The following is a 15,633-nucleotide window of genomic DNA, read 5'->3' as shown; positions in this document are numbered from 1 at the left end:
CCGTGGTGTAGTGGTTAACATGCCTGCCTGTCACGCAGGAGATCGCCGGTTCGACCCCGGTCGGGACCGCCATTTTATATAAAGAAAAGAACGAAACAAGTTGTTTCGTATTTTTTTATTTGTTTTAACAAAAAACTAATAAAGACAGTCAAACTATCCTTAGGAAAACTCCTAAGGACTTTTTTATATATTTAAAACCTGTATAATAAAGAGCAGAGAACATTGTGAGTAAAGTAGGTGAAGTCTGTGAGTAAATATGAAATAACAACAAAATCTTCCGAAGAAACCCAGCGATTATCAGAAAAATTAGGGAGACTTGTAAAGGAAAAAGATGTAATTATTTTAGAAGGTGATCTTGGAGCTGGCAAGACGACTTTTACGAAAGGACTAGCAAAAGGTCTTGGAGTGAAAAGAGTCGTAAATAGTCCTACCTTCAATATTATTAAAGAATATAAAGGAAGATTACCGCTATATCATATGGATGTGTATCGTTTAGCGGAAAGTGAAGAAGATTTAGGATTTGATGAGTATTTCTATGGTGAAGGGATTACAGTAGTAGAATGGGCTCATTTAATAGAAGCATATTTACCGAATGAGAAGTTGCAAATTAGTTTATTCCATGCTGGAGATGATACAAGAAAAATTGTACTCGAGCCAATTGGAGATCGCTATATTAGATTATGTGAGGAGCTATTACAAGATGAAAGTACTAGCAATTGATACTTCAAATTACGTAATGGGTGTATCCCTTATTGAGGAAGGGAACGTGATTGGGGAAATCATTACAAATTTAACAAAAAACCATTCTGTACGTCTTATGCCAGCTGTAGAGAAGCTGTTAAAAGAATGCGGTGTAAAACCGAAAGAATTGACTAAAATTGTTGTAGCAGCTGGACCGGGATCATATACAGGTGTTCGTATAGGTGTGACAGCGGCAAAAACATTAGCTTGGTCACTTCAAATACCAATTGTAGGTGTATCAAGTTTGGAAGTGGTGGCTGCAAATGGTACTAATTTTAATGGACTAATTTGTCCTTTATTTGATGGCCGACGTGGTCAAATTTACACGGGGTTATATACATATGAAGGAGAGCGTATAACTTCAATAGAAGAAGACCGAATTATTCTTATTGTTGACTGGTTGCAAATGTTAAAAGATAAAGAACGGCCTGTTTTATTTATTGGTAACGATGTTAAATTGCATAAAGAAACAATTGTAGAATATTTAGGTGATCAAGCTGTATTTGCTCCGTTCACTAAGAATAACCCAAGGCCAAGTGAATTAGCATTTTTAGGATTACAAAAAGAAGAACAAGACGTGCATACGTTTGTTCCTAGCTATCTTCGTTTAGCTGAAGCTGAAACAAAATGGTTAGAAAGTCAAAAACAATAGGGGCCTACAGAAGATGGATATGATATTTAGAAAGATGGCACTCGATGATATTGCTCAAATTGTAGCTATTGAAGAAGCATCTTTTTCAACCCCTTGGACTGCAGATGCCTTTCACCGTGAATTAGAGGTGAATGAACATGCACATTATGTCGTGCTAGAAAAAGATGGTCTCGTAATTGGATATTGTGGATTGTGGATAATTATTGATGAATCACATGTAACAAATATAGCTATCCTGCCGGAATACAGAGGTCAAAAGCTAGGGGATGCCTTATTGAAAGAAGTCATTTCCGAAGCGAAAGGGTTAGGAGTAAAAACAATGACACTTGAAGTACGCATGTCAAATGAAGTAGCAAAGCAGTTATACAGAAAATACGGATTTCAAAATGGTGGGATTCGTAAACGATACTATGCAGACAATCAGGAAGATGGTCTTGTAATGTGGGTGAATATATAATGGAAAAAAATATAATTATACTTGGTATTGAAACAAGCTGTGATGAAACAGCTGTAGCAGTTGTTAAAAATGGAACGGAAATCATTGCGAATGTCGTTGCATCGCAAATTGAAAGTCATAAGCGTTTTGGCGGAGTAGTACCAGAGATTGCATCCCGTCATCATGTAGAAGAAATCACAGTTGTGTTAGAAGAAGCTTTAAGAGAAGCGAATATCACTTTTGAGGATATTGATGCAATTGCTGTAACAGAAGGCCCAGGTTTAGTCGGAGCACTTTTAATAGGTGTAAATGCAGCGAAAGCTGTGGCTTTTGCTCATGATATCCCTCTAGTTGGTGTTCATCATATTGCTGGTCATATTTATGCGAATCGTTTAGTAAAAGAAGTACAATTCCCGTTACTATCGCTTGTTGTATCCGGTGGACATACGGAGCTTGTTTATATGAAAGAACATGGTTCATTTGAAGTGATTGGTGAAACGCGAGATGATGCGGCAGGAGAAGCTTACGATAAAGTAGCTCGTACATTATCAATGCCTTATCCAGGTGGTCCTCATATTGATCGCCTTGCGCATGAAGGAAAACCAACAATTGATTTGCCTCGTGCGTGGCTAGAACCTGATTCGTATGATTTCAGCTTTAGTGGATTGAAATCAGCAGTTATCAACACTGTGCATAACGCAAAACAGCGTGGTATAGAAATTGCACCAGAAGATTTAGCAGCAAGTTTCCAAGAAAGTGTAATAGATGTACTTGTAACGAAAGCGTCTCGTGCAGCAGATGCTTACAATGTAAAACAAGTGCTTCTTGCTGGTGGAGTAGCTGCTAATAAAGGGCTTCGTGCACGTTTAGCAGCAGAATTTGCACAAAAAGAAAATATAGAGCTAATTATTCCTCCTCTATCTTTATGCACGGATAATGCAGCGATGATTGCGGCTGCAGGTACAATTGCATACGAACAAGGAAAACGTGCTACATTAGCTTTAAATGCAAATCCAGGATTAGATATTGAAGCATAGTTATACACAAAATTAACCACAGCCTGTGGATAAAACCTGTATTATCTGTTGATAATATGGGTTTTTTTGTGTACATAAAATGTGTATAACTTTTTATCCAATTGTGGATAATGTGGAAAAGTTATTTGGAAGTTTATATTATAAAGGTGGATATGTGTATAACCTTGTGGATAACATAGAGGAAGTCTGACCTTTGAAGAAATTCTTTTTTGGGAAATAAAAAACAAGGAGATGCAAAAAAAACATTTTAAAACATCCTCCACTTATTATATAAGGTGCTACTATTGTCAATCCTTGTCGAATCGGTTATATAATTTTATTTACTATGGTATTGATTCCAAAAAATAAAATAAAAAGGAGGTCATCTCGTCAAAAAGCCCGACTTATGAGACATCCTCCTCTTTTAAATTCTCTTATATATGCAGTTCTTCCCATTCTGCCATACAAGCTTCAAGCTGTTCTTGCAGTGTTTGCTTTTTAGTTGTAATTTCACTAGCCTTTTCATAATCTGCATATATTTCTGGTAAGCAAAGCTGATCTTCTAACGTAGCAATTTCTTCTTCTAAGCCTACGATATTTTGTTCCAGTTCTTCAATCTTTCGAGTACGTTGACGCTCTAGCTGTTTACGTTCTTTTTCTTCGAGATAATTTAATTTTTCTTGTGCCACCACTTTTTGAACAGGTACTTCATCTTCTTGCTCTAGTTCCGCACGTTCAATCATTTCATTTTTCTTTTCAACGTAATAATCGTAATCACCTAAATATTCTTGTGCACCTTCTGTTGATAACTCAACAACGGTTGTCGTTACGCGATTAATAAAATAGCGGTCATGAGAGACGAATAGAAGAGTACCTGGGTAATCAATTAAAGCATTCTCCAAAATCTCTTTACTATTTAAATCAAGATGGTTTGTTGGCTCATCGAGAATTAATAAATTGGATTTTTGCATCATAAGTTTTGCAAGAGCTAGTCGAGCCTTTTGTCCACCACTAAGAGAAGATACTGGTTTGAGTACATCATCCCCTGTGAATAAAAAGTTGCCTAGTATAGTGCGAATTTCTTTTTCAGGTTGCAGGGGATATGCATCCCATAATTCATTTAAAACTCGCTTCGAAGATGTTAAGTTGGCTTGTTCTTGATCATAATAACCAACAGATACATTTGAGCCGAAAGCAACGTTTCCATGTAATAGCTGTAACTTATTCACAATGGATTTTAATAATGTAGATTTTCCAATTCCGTTTGGCCCAACTAAGGCAACACTGTCACCGCGAGTTAAGCGCATATTTACATGTTCAATAATCGGTTCCTGATAATAGCCAATAGTTGCATCTTTCACTTGTAAAACATCATTTCCACTTTGTTTTTCAATATCGAAGTGGAAGGAAGCTGATTTAGAATCGCCTAATGGTCTAGTTAATACTTCCATTCTGTCTAATTGTTTACGGCGACTTTGAGCGCGTTTTGTCGTAGATGCACGAGCTATATTTTTTTGTACAAAGTCTTCCAGTTTAGAAATTTCATCTTGTTGTTTTTCATAACGCTTCATTTCTTGCTCGTATAGAGCTGATTTTGAGTCTAAATATTTACTGTAGTTACCAAAAAATCGTCGGCTTTCCTTATTAGAAATTTCGTATACTTGTGTAACGAGTTTATCTAAGAAATAACGGTCATGGGAAACGATTAAAATCGCGCCAGGATAGCCTTGTAAATATTGTTCAAGCCATGTTAGTGTCTCAATATCCAAATGGTTTGTAGGTTCGTCTAAAATAAGTAAGTCTGGTCTAGTTAATAATAATTTCCCAAGAGCTAATCGAGTCTTTTGTCCACCACTTAATGTGGAAATTTTCGTCTGATGCGTTTCAACTGGGAAGCCAAGACCGCTTAAAATTGAGCGTATATCCGCTTCGTACTGATAGCCGCCTTGATCTTTATAATCTAATTGTAATTGGTCATAATCAGCTAATAATTTCTCATATATAGCCGCATTTGAAAAGTTTTCTTCTTTTCCCATCTCTTGCTCTAGCCTTCGAAGTTTTGTCTCCATCTGCTGCAAGTGTGTAAAGACGGTTAACATTTCATCCCAAATTGTTAAAGACGTTTCTAATCCGGTATTTTGAGCTAAATACCCCATTGAGACATCTTTCGGTTTTATAATTTCACCACCATCATGAGATAACTCGCCAGCTATTATTTTTAATAATGTAGATTTTCCAGCTCCATTTCGTCCGACTAATGCGATACGATCTTTTGTTTGTACTTCCAATTTTATGTTTGCAAGAATCGTTTCTGCACCGTATAATTTCGAAAGCCCATTCACTTGTAATAATATCAATGTTTTCACCTCAAATAATTTCTTAACTTTGCCATGTTTATATTTCTCAATCATACTAAAAATAGTGTATAGTTTAAAATAAAGAGAGAATACTTCTTCTCTTTATTATACAAGGAAATTCATGAGTACTAAACTTCTGTATTTGATTCAAGTATAAGAATAAAGATAGGAAGAGAGGAGAGGTTATATGGATCAGCAAAAAATTCCACAAGCCACTGCCAAACGATTGCCTCTATACTATCGATTTATCCAAAACTTATCTCTTTCTGGTAAGCAACGTGTTTCATCAGCCGAATTGAGTGAAGCGGTAAAGGTTGATTCCGCAACTATTCGAAGAGATTTTTCATATTTTGGAGCGTTAGGGAAAAAAGGATATGGATATAACGTAAATTATTTATTATCATTTTTCCGTGAAACACTCGACCAAGATGATATAACACGCGTGGCACTTATTGGAGTAGGTAATTTAGGGACCGCTTTCTTACATTATAATTTCACGAAAAACAATAATACAAAAATTGAAATGGCGTTTGATGTTAGTGAAGAGAAAGTTGGAACAGAAATCGGAGGCATTCCTGTATATCATTTGGATGAACTAGAAGAACGTTTATCAACTGATATACAAGTGGCAATATTAACGGTACCCGCTACAGTAGCGCAATCTGTGGCAGATAGATTGGCAGAAACGAACGTGCATGGTATTTTAAATTTCACACCAGCACGCTTAAATGTGTCAGAGAATATAAGGATTCATCACATTGATTTAGCTGTAGAGTTACAAACACTTGTTTACTTTTTGAAGAATTATCCACAATAAAACGCAGAGGAGATGACCTCTGCGTTTTATTATTGTTTTTTCTTTGTGAATTTAACTAAGATAAGGCGAAGTGCCAAATTAAAATCAATTGTTGCCATAACTGCAAATAGTATTGTCCACATATTCCAGATTGTATCTGTTACGTTCGTAATGGCGAAGCGTGTAAAGATACAGCCAAGAAGAAAGTACAATGCAGCCATGAACAATGGTGAGTTTCTCATACTAAAAATCCTCCGATAAAGCCTTGCATTTTTTCAGCTTCTTTAATCATTTCTTGAATTTGCTCATTGCTTACTACAACTTGAGCAACTGCAACTAATGTATTCATTGCAACATGAGCTGCAATAGGAACTATAATTCGTTTCGTTTTTACGTATAAAAAGGCGAATACGAGCCCCATAGAAGTGTATACCAATAAGTGAGTAAAATCAAAATGAATCGCCGCGAATACAAGTGAACTAATAATAGCGGCAATAAAGAAGTTAAACTTCTTATAAAGTGTACCGAATAAAATTTTTCTAAATACGATTTCTTCCAAAATAGGTCCTATTATAGATATGACAATAAGGAACCAAGGTGTCGTTCTTGCGATGTCCATAAGTCTTGCTGTATTTTCAGATCCCGGTGTAATCCCTAATAAACGCATTTCGATCATACCGGCAATGCTTTGTGAGAACAGCGCTAAGAAGAAACCAATAAAAATCCACCCAATTGTAGCTGGAACAGTAGAGCGCATTTTATCTAAATGCCTGTCACGAATGTCTGTTCTGAGTAACCAAAGTACAACGCATAATGCAATGAAAAAGCTAATGATAGCCCAATGACCAGTTATGAGCTGAAGTTTTTCATCTCTAGTAAATCCCCTATTATCGTATAGTCCAGTTTTCAGGAGAAGCGGTAACCCGGCAATGCCTGATAACTGCATTAAAATGTATGTAACGATAATCCACCAATATTGTTTCTTCAAATGGTTTAACCATCCTTTCTAACGCTAGTGTATGAGATAAGGTAGGATAACATGTAAATATGCTACCTACGATATAAACTTTCATTTGAATTATATTTTTTTTGTAAATAAGTATTTGAAAATAAAATAGGAGACAGGAAAAAGTTGTACGTTTAGCGAAAACAACTTAGGGTGTCTTTCATATTGTAACATACAAGAAGTGGGAACAACGATTCATATAGTAAAGGCAGTAGAAGAAGTAATGATATATAGGAAAGTGCATAAAGTAATTTGCGAAAAAATTATGATTTTTTTACTTGCAAAAGAAATTGAGATTATTTATTATTAGAAGTGTGTTAGCACTCGTGTGACTTGAGTGCTAATAAATAAAATTTACATAACAAAATGAGGAGGTTATTGTTCATGCTAAAGCCATTAGGTGATCGCGTTGTAATTGAACTTGTTCAAGCAGAAGAAAAAACAGCAAGTGGTATTGTATTACCAGAAACTGCAAAAGAAAAACCACAAGAGGGTAAAGTTATTGCAGTAGGTACAGGCCGAGTGCTTGAAAATGGTGAGCGTGTTGCTTTAGAGGTAGCAGCAGGTGATCTTATCATCTTCTCAAAATATGCAGGTACTGAAGTGAAATACGAAGGTACAGACTACTTGATTTTACGTGAAAGTGACATTTTAGCAATTATCGGTTAATTATATACATTTTAAAAATCCAAGGGGGTCAATTATTATGGCAAAAGATATTAAATTTAGTGAAGAAGCACGTCGTTCGATGCTTCGCGGTGTCGACACTCTTGCAAACGCAGTAAAAGTAACGCTTGGACCAAAAGGTCGTAACGTTGTACTTGAGAAAAAATTCGGTTCACCACTTATTACAAATGACGGTGTAACAATCGCAAAAGAAATCGAATTAGAAGATGCATTCGAAAACATGGGTGCGAAATTAGTAGCAGAAGTTGCTAGCAAAACAAACGATGTAGCTGGTGACGGAACGACAACTGCAACTGTATTAGCGCAAGCTATGATTCGTGAAGGTCTTAAAAACGTAACAGCTGGTGCAAACCCAATGGGTCTTCGTAAAGGTATCGAAAAAGCTGTTACTGCTGCAATTGAAGAATTAAAAGCGATTTCTAAACCAATCGAAGGTAAATCTTCTATCGCACAAGTAGCTGCTATTTCTTCGGCTGACGAAGAAGTAGGTCAATTAATCGCTGAAGCAATGGAGCGCGTTGGTAACGACGGCGTTATTACTTTAGAAGAATCTAAAGGATTCACAACAGAATTAGACGTAGTAGAAGGTATGCAATTTGATCGTGGATATGCATCTCCTTACATGATTACTGATTCTGACAAAATGGAAGCAGTTCTTGATAACCCATACATTTTAATTACTGACAAAAAGATTTCTAACATCCAAGAAATCTTACCAGTATTAGAGCAAGTGGTACAACAAGGTAAACCACTTCTTATCATTGCTGAAGATGTAGAAGGCGAAGCGTTAGCTACATTAGTAGTGAACAAACTTCGTGGTACATTCAATGTAGTTGCTGTTAAAGCTCCTGGATTTGGTGACCGTCGTAAAGCAATGCTAGAAGATATCGCAATCTTAACTGGTGGCGAAGTAATCACTGAAGAATTAGGACGTGACTTAAAATCTGCTACAGTTGAATCTTTAGGACGCGCTGGTAAAATTGTTGTAACGAAAGAAAACACAACTGTAGTTGAAGGTATTGGAAATTCACAACAAATCGAAGCTCGCATCGGTCAAATCCGCGCGCAATTAGAAGAAACTACTTCTGAATTCGATCGTGAAAAATTACAAGAGCGTCTTGCTAAACTTGCGGGCGGTGTAGCAGTAATTAAAGTAGGTGCAGCAACTGAAACTGAGTTAAAAGAGCGCAAACTTCGCATTGAAGATGCACTTAACTCAACTCGTGCAGCAGTAGAAGAAGGTATCGTTGCAGGTGGTGGTACTTCACTTATGAACGTATACACAAAAGTAGCTTCTATCGTAGCTGAAGGCGACGAAGCAACAGGTATCAACATCGTACTTCGTGCATTAGAAGAGCCAGTTCGTCAAATCGCAATCAACGCTGGTCTAGAAGGATCTGTAGTTGTAGAGCGTCTAAAAGGCGAAAAAGTAGGCGTTGGTTTCAACGCAGCTACTGGCGAATGGGTTAACATGCTTGAGTCTGGTATCGTAGATCCAGCTAAAGTAACTCGTTCTGCACTTCAAAACGCAGCATCTGTTGCAGCTATGTTCTTAACAACTGAAGCTGTAGTTGCTGACAAGCCAGAACCAAATGCACCAGCAATGCCTGACATGGGCGGCATGGGCATGGGCGGTATGGGCGGAATGATGTAATTCCGTTCTCCCGAAAAACATCCACTTCTATATAGAAGTGGATGTTTTTTTATGTTTTTGAGCGCAGGAAAATAATTTCTGTAGAATTTTGTCGCTTTCTCTCTTGACCATACCGATACTTCATTGTTAGAATCTAGGAAGATAATATAAAACAATCCTTCATATATCCTCGATGATATGGTTTGAGAGTCTCTACCGGGTTACCGTAAACAACCTGACTATGAAGGCAGTGCGTCTTATATTTATAAAGAGCGGAAGACTATCTTTCTTTATAAAGCCAGACCCCTGCCTTTTCTTTGTCATGAGACTAGAGGCGGAGGACTGGCTTTTTTTATTATATTAGTAATGCTTTTCGCCAAATTGGTGAAAATATTTATATACGAGAACTAACGTTGGGGTGATTATTTTGAAGAAGCAGCATGATACAATTATCGTTTTAGATTTTGGGAGTCAGTACAATCAGTTAATAGCACGTCGAATTCGTGAGTTCGGTGTATACAGTGAACTTCATCCACATACAATTACTGCAGAAGAAATTAAAGCAATGAATCCAAAAGGGATTATCTTCTCTGGTGGACCAAATAGTGTATACGGTGAAGGTGCATTACATTGTGATGAAAAAATCTTTGAACTAGGATTACCGATTTTCGGTATCTGTTACGGTATGCAGCTTATGACGCAACACTTCGGTGGGAAAGTAGAACGTGCAAACCACCGTGAGTACGGAAAAGCTGTTCTTAAAGTAGAGAACGAATCAAAATTATATGCGAACCTTCCAGAAGAGCAAGTTGTATGGATGAGCCATGGTGATTTAGTAACTGGTTTACCTGAAGGATTCGTAGTAGATGCAACAAGTGAGTCTTGTCCAATTGCTGGTATGAGCAATGAAGACAAAAACTTATACGGTGTACAATTCCACCCAGAAGTACGTCACTCTGAGCACGGTAACGATTTAATTAAAAACTTCGTATTCGGCGTATGTGGTTGTTCTGAAGGATGGAACATGGAGAACTTTATTGAAGTAGAATTAGAGAAGATCCGTGAAACTGTTGGAGACAAAAAAGTATTATGCGCACTTAGTGGCGGTGTAGACTCTTCTGTTGTAGCAGTATTAATCCATAAAGCCATTGGTGACCAATTAACATGTATTTTCGTGGACCACGGTTTACTTCGTAAAGATGAAGCAGAAGGTGTTATGAAAACATTTAGCGAAGGCTTCCATATGAACGTTATTAAAGTGGATGCACAAGAGCGCTTCATGAACAAGTTAAAAGGTGTAGAAGATCCAGAGCAAAAACGTAAAATCATCGGTAATGAATTCATTTACGTATTTGATGATGAAGCTTCTAAATTACAAGGAATGGACTTCCTAGCGCAAGGTACACTTTACACGGATATCGTTGAAAGTGGTACAGCAACTGCACAAACAATTAAATCTCACCATAACGTTGGTGGACTTCCAGAAGACATGCAGTTCAAATTAATTGAGCCTTTAAATACTTTATTTAAAGACGAAGTACGTGTATTAGGATCAGAACTAGGAATTCCTGATGAAATCGTATGGCGTCAACCATTCCCAGGCCCTGGTCTTGGTATTCGTGTATTAGGTGAAATTACAGAAGAGAAATTAGAAATCGTTCGTGAATCTGATGCGATTTTACGTGAAGAAATTATAAAAGCAGGATTAGACCGTGAAGTTTGGCAATACTTCACTGCGCTTCCTGGTATGCGTAGTGTAGGTGTTATGGGTGACGAGCGTACTTACGATTACACAGTAGGTATTCGTGCAGTAACATCTATCGACGGTATGACAGCTGACTGGGCACGTATCCCTTGGGACGTATTAGAGAAAATCTCTGTACGTATCGTAAACGAAGTAAAACACGTTAACCGTATCGTGTATGATATAACGAGTAAGCCACCAGCAACTATTGAGTGGGAATAGTATTGTAATAAAAAGGATCCATCTATCATTTATGTATAGATGGATCTTTTTGTTTTTACCCTTAATACGAACGAAAATATAAAAATTTATAAAAATGTTCGTTTTTAAATTGACAAAACCACCTTCTCGAGTTAATATGAGTATGTAATTCAAACGAAAAGTGAATATTATGCCGTCGTATAATATCGGGGATATGGCCCGAAAGTTTCTACCTAGCTACCGTAAATGGCTTGACTACGAGGCGTTTTGATAAAGGTGAGGGGAAACTTGTCTCTATTCATAGAACGCTTCCATGTATATGCAATGGAAGCCTTTTTTATTTTTATAGATAAAAGAGGGCTAGGGTGAAATACGGCGAGTAATTATATAACGGGGGAAACGTAAGATGAAACGCTATTTTCAGTTTGATGAACTCGGCACAAATTATAAAACAGAGTTCATAGCAGGTTTAACGACATTTCTATCTATGGCTTACGTACTATTTGTCAATCCTGCTACGCTGTCGCTTGGAAATGTTAAAGGATTACCGGCAGGTACAGGAATGGATCCAGGTGCAGTATTCGTTGCTACAGCATTAGCGGCGGCGATTGGTTCGTTAATTATGGGGATATTTGCGAAGTATCCGATTGCTTTAGCGCCAGGTATGGGAATAAACGCGTTCTTTGCTTATACAGCGGTGTTAACGATGGGAATTCCGTGGCAAACGGCAATTGCTGGAACATTAATGTCAGGTATTATCTTTATTATTCTTACTGCTTCAGGTATTCGTGAAAAAATCATTAATGCAATTCCAGTAGAGTTAAAGTTTGCAGTAGCGGCGGGTATTGGATTATTCATTGCCTTCCTTGGATTCCAAAACGCTGGGATTATCGTAAAGAATGATGCTGTTCTTGTTGGATTGGGGGATTTAACAAAGGGCACAACGTTACTAGCAATCTTCGGAGTTGTTACTACAATCATTTTCATGATTAAAAAAATAAATGGTGCAGTTTTCTACGGTATGATCCTTACAGCGATCTTAGGAGTAGCAACGGGATTAATTGACACACCAAAAGCTGTAGTGGGAGCAATACCGAGTCTAGAACCAACGTTCGGGGTAGCGTTAACTCACTTTGGAGACATTTTCACTGTTGAAATGGCGATTGTTATTATAACGTTCTTCTTTATCGATTTCTTTGATACAGCAGGTACGCTTGTAGCGGTTGCGAATCAAGCGGGATTAATGAAGAACAATAAATTACCACGTGCAGGTAAAGCGTTATTTGCAGATGCGATTGCAACTGTAATTGGTGCGATTTTAGGTACATCAACAACAACGTCTTACATTGAATCGTCTGCGGGGGTAGCAGCAGGAGGACGTTCTGGATTTACAGCGGTTGTAACAGCAGGGTTCTTCTTACTGGCACTATTCTTCTCACCACTATTAAGTGTTGTGACACCAGCTGTAACAGCGCCAGCATTAATTATTGTAGGAATCTTGATGGTTTCATCTTTAGGAGAAATTGATTGGAAGAAATTCGAGATTGCAGTGCCAGCGTTCTTTACTATCATTTCAATGCCACTTACGTATAGTATCGCAACAGGAATTGCAATCGGGTTTATCTTCTATCCAATTACAATGGTTGTGAGTGGTCGTCGTAAAGAGATTCATCCAATTATGTATGTTATGGGAGTTTTATTCGTACTATATTTCATCTACGTTCGTAAATAAAAGGGGTTTTTTGAAAGGTCTAGACTTGAGGGGAGTCTAGACCTTTTTTGCGTCTTCAGAAAATCTTAAGGATTTCCGAGCGTTTTTCTTCAGAAGTTTTCTTATAATAGAAGTTAGGGATTAAAAAAGTGATGGGGGAGAGAGTATGGCCGGGGAAACAATACTTGTCGTAGATGATGAAAAAGAAATTAGGAACCTTATTACAATTTATTTAAAGAACGAAGGATATAAAGTACTGCAAGCAGGGGACGGAGAAGAAGGGTTACGTATATTAGAAGAAAATGAAGTGCACTTAGTCGTATTAGATATTATGATGCCGAAAGTAGATGGTATTCATATGTGTATGAAAGTAAGGGAAGCGAAGGAAATGCCGATTATTATGCTTTCGGCAAAAACGCAAGATATGGATAAAATTTTAGGATTAACAACAGGTGCAGATGATTATGTAGCAAAACCGTTTAATCCGTTAGAGTTAATCGCAAGAATTAAATCGCAGCTACGTCGTTATATGAAAATGAATGGCTTTGCTATTCAAAATGAGGACGAGTTAGAAATTGGAGAGATGAAAATAAACATCTCCACTCATACAGTCATTGTGGATGGAGAAGAAGTGAAACTGACCCCGAGGGAATTTTCAATTTTAGAATTACTAGTCCGTAATCCGGGGATGGTCTTTAGTGCGGAACAAATTTATGAAAAAGTTTGGAACGAAAGATCTTTCCAGTCGGATAACACGGTAATGGTTCATATTCGGAAAGTGCGTGAAAAGATTGAGGAGAATCCAAGGAAGCCAATATATATAAAAACAGTATGGGGAGTGGGGTATAAGATTGAAAAAGATATTTAATCCATTTACTTATGTTAGGAAAATTCGAGAATTAATTGGAAAGATAGTGAAGAGTGTGAAACGGAGTATACGAATTCAACTTATTACTGCGTTTACTGCTTGTGCGTTGTTAGGGATTTTGTCAGCGAAGGCAGCAGCACCGTTTTTTGAGAATGCGAATCGAGAGGCGACGATCGATTATCGGGTTGGTATGGAACAAATTAATCAACAAGCTCAAAGCGTGGCAAATAGTTCAGTTCATGAAAATAAATTAGAAGCTATATCAACCATGATTGAAATAGAGAATCAAAATTTAGAACAAAACTCTAGAGCTTTAAAAGTATTGGTCACTGACGAGAGCGGTAAAGTTTTATATAAAACGAAGCAGGCGCAAGAAGAGCAAATTGATTTGCATAATACAATTCGTAATGCATCATCGTTTGCGATTAATTATATGAATGGTAGAAAAGAATTTGAAAGTACGAGAAAAGAATTTATAGCTTTTGCACCTATTACAATAGAAGATAAGAATTTATACATGTTTGTTAGTGGGATTCCAGAAGGTGAAGTAATATATGATACGCAAGAAGGACCGTTTCCGTTTTTCATAGGTGTACTTGTATTTATTTTCTCTTTCTTCTATATAACAAAGAGAAAGATGAAGCAAATTGAAGCGATGGCACAAGGTGTAAAGGAAATAGAAAAAGGAAACTTAGCGTACCGTATTGAGAAAAAAGGTGAAGATGAGATTGCGTCTTTAACTGAGAATATTAATAATATGGCGGAAGAGCTTATGAATAATATAGAAAAGGAACGTAAATTAGAGAAGCAAAAGAATGAGCTTATTACGAATGTATCACACGATTTACGTACACCACTGACTTCTATAATGGGTTACTTGCGATTACTTCGAGATTCTAAATATGAAAATAAAGAACAACATGATGAGTATACGAGAATTGCTTTTGCAAAGTCGGAGCAGTTAAAGAATTTAATAGAAGATTTATTTGAGTATACGAAGTTAACGAATGAACAAGTTGTATTAGAAAAACAGGAAGTGTGTGTAAATGAGTTACTTGATCAATTAATAGAAGAGTTAGTACCACAAGCGGAAGAGCATGGCCTTATGTTTGTTAAGAAGTTTCCTGAGGAACGTGCATATGCGATGATTGATTCGGAAAAGATGGTTCGTGTATTCGACAACTTACTAATGAATGCAATTAAGTATAGTAAAGATGACGGAGAGATAAAAGTTTCTCTTCAAAGGCAGCGCAGGAATATACAAATTGTTATTGCGAATCATAGTGAAGAGTTTACGAGAGAAGAGTTAGGGAACTTGTTTGAACGGTTTTATAAGAAAGATCAATCTAGAAGTAGAGTAACAGAAGGTTCGGGGCTCGGATTAGCTATTGCGAAAAGTATTGTTGAGTTGCAAGGTGGTAGTATTCGAGCTGAGTATGAGGACGGGATCGTTCAGTTCATCGTTTCATTACCAATTATAGAAAAATAATAAATGAATAGAATGTTATAGGATAAAAAGGCTTATTTTAAAAGGAATAAGCCTTTTTATATTTTTTTAGAAAAACATATTGACGATTAGAGTTTAGAGGTGTAATATAAAACAAGTCGCCGATAGCAACAACGCAGAAAGCGACAAAAGAAATAAAAAAACTTGGTTGACATTGAAATATGAAAATGTTAACATAAGGGAGTCGCAAATGAGCGGCAAACAAGTTCTTTGAAAACTGAACGAAACAAACAACGTGAACGTCAATTTTTATTTTTAGATGCTAGACAAACTAACTT

Annotated in this window: 14 protein-coding genes and 2 riboswitches; of the genes, 11 read left to right on the top strand and 3 right to left on the bottom strand. The window is 37.0% G+C overall.

The features are described from left to right. Positions 1-246: 246 nt before the first annotated feature. The 4 genes from tsaE to tsaD are packed head-to-tail and all read left to right on the top strand — an operon-like array spanning position 247 to position 2,866. Positions 247-720, top strand: coding sequence for a tRNA (adenosine(37)-N6)-threonylcarbamoyltransferase complex ATPase subunit type 1 TsaE (gene tsaE / locus SB773_RS29250; protein ID WP_002009995.1), 474 nt, complete (start codon positions 247-249; stop codon positions 718-720). Beyond that, positions 701-1,393 carry a tRNA (adenosine(37)-N6)-threonylcarbamoyltransferase complex dimerization subunit type 1 TsaB gene (tsaB, locus tag SB773_RS29245; RefSeq protein ID WP_060748956.1) on the top strand — a complete coding sequence of 231 codons (693 nt, stop codon included), beginning with the start codon at positions 701-703 and terminating at the stop codon, positions 1,391-1,393. The genes tsaE and tsaB overlap by 20 nt, the downstream gene beginning before the upstream one ends. A 13-nt stretch (positions 1,394-1,406) precedes the next feature. Beyond that, complete coding sequence (rimI, locus tag SB773_RS29240) at positions 1,407-1,850, top strand: ribosomal protein S18-alanine N-acetyltransferase (protein ID WP_002063534.1); 444 nt, start codon at positions 1,407-1,409, stop codon at positions 1,848-1,850. Beyond that, positions 1,850-2,866 (top strand): tRNA (adenosine(37)-N6)-threonylcarbamoyltransferase complex transferase subunit TsaD, encoded by a 1,017-nt coding sequence (tsaD, locus tag SB773_RS29235; RefSeq protein ID WP_060748957.1) that lies wholly within the window; start codon positions 1,850-1,852, stop codon positions 2,864-2,866. Before rimI ends, tsaD begins: the two co-directional genes overlap by 1 nt. Before the next feature lie 413 nt (positions 2,867-3,279). On the opposite strand, the gene SB773_RS29230 is transcribed toward tsaD, so the two are convergent. Then, a complete protein-coding gene (locus SB773_RS29230; protein ID WP_410593693.1) occupies positions 3,280-5,202 on the bottom strand; it encodes an ABC-F family ATP-binding cassette domain-containing protein in 1,923 nt (640 codons plus the stop codon). Between the two features lie 187 nt (positions 5,203-5,389). On the opposite strand from SB773_RS29230, the gene SB773_RS29225 reads away from it, so the two are divergent. After that, entirely contained in the window at positions 5,390-6,019 is a 630-nt protein-coding gene (locus tag SB773_RS29225; protein WP_000372704.1) for a redox-sensing transcriptional repressor Rex, read from the top strand. Between the two features lie 29 nt (positions 6,020-6,048). Here SB773_RS29225 and SB773_RS29220 read toward each other — a convergent pair whose 3' ends face one another. Both SB773_RS29220 and SB773_RS29215 read right to left on the bottom strand, forming a co-directional pair. Continuing rightward, positions 6,049-6,240 carry a YdiK family protein gene (locus SB773_RS29220; RefSeq protein ID WP_001246201.1) on the bottom strand — a complete coding sequence of 64 codons (192 nt, stop codon included), beginning with the start codon at positions 6,238-6,240 and terminating at the stop codon, positions 6,049-6,051. After that, on the bottom strand, positions 6,237-6,986 hold the full coding sequence (locus SB773_RS29215; RefSeq protein ID WP_044440795.1) for a CPBP family intramembrane glutamic endopeptidase: 750 nt from the start codon (positions 6,984-6,986) through the stop codon (positions 6,237-6,239). The genes SB773_RS29220 and SB773_RS29215 overlap by 4 nt, the downstream gene beginning before the upstream one ends. Before the next feature lie 402 nt (positions 6,987-7,388). Here SB773_RS29215 and groES point away from each other — a divergent pair, with 402 nt between their 5' ends. The 6 genes from groES to SB773_RS29185 all read left to right on the top strand — a co-directional run bounded on the left by groES (position 7,389) and on the right by SB773_RS29185 (position 15,337). Continuing rightward, complete coding sequence (gene groES / locus SB773_RS29210) at positions 7,389-7,673, top strand: co-chaperone GroES (protein ID WP_002009985.1); 285 nt, start codon at positions 7,389-7,391, stop codon at positions 7,671-7,673. A gap of 37 nt (positions 7,674-7,710) precedes the next feature. Then, entirely contained in the window at positions 7,711-9,345 is a 1,635-nt protein-coding gene (gene groL, locus SB773_RS29205; protein ID WP_002029451.1) for a chaperonin GroEL, read from the top strand. Between the two features lie 139 nt (positions 9,346-9,484). After that, a riboswitch (purine riboswitch) is annotated at positions 9,485-9,586 on the top strand. Between the two features lie 165 nt (positions 9,587-9,751). Continuing rightward, complete coding sequence (gene guaA, locus SB773_RS29200; RefSeq protein ID WP_131248060.1) at positions 9,752-11,290, top strand: glutamine-hydrolyzing GMP synthase; 1,539 nt, start codon at positions 9,752-9,754, stop codon at positions 11,288-11,290. A gap of 155 nt (positions 11,291-11,445) precedes the next feature. Continuing rightward, positions 11,446-11,547: riboswitch (purine riboswitch) on the top strand. A gap of 128 nt (positions 11,548-11,675) precedes the next feature. After that, positions 11,676-13,001, top strand: a complete 1,326-nt coding sequence (locus SB773_RS29195; protein WP_002091603.1) for an NCS2 family permease — start codon at positions 11,676-11,678, stop codon at positions 12,999-13,001. Positions 13,002-13,146: 145 nt separating this feature from the next. Further along, positions 13,147-13,848 (top strand): response regulator transcription factor, encoded by a 702-nt coding sequence (locus SB773_RS29190; RefSeq protein ID WP_002029454.1) that lies wholly within the window; start codon positions 13,147-13,149, stop codon positions 13,846-13,848. Continuing rightward, positions 13,832-15,337 (top strand): sensor histidine kinase, encoded by a 1,506-nt coding sequence (locus SB773_RS29185; protein ID WP_002124847.1) that lies wholly within the window; start codon positions 13,832-13,834, stop codon positions 15,335-15,337. Before SB773_RS29190 ends, SB773_RS29185 begins: the two co-directional genes overlap by 17 nt. The last annotated feature ends 296 nt before the right edge of the window (positions 15,338-15,633 follow it).

It is taken from the genome of Bacillus sp. SIMBA_074, assembly GCF_046534555.1.
Classification (GTDB): Bacteria; Bacillota; Bacilli; order Bacillales; family Bacillaceae_G; genus Bacillus_A; species Bacillus_A mycoides.
This window is presented reverse-complemented; position numbering and strand designations above follow the sequence as displayed.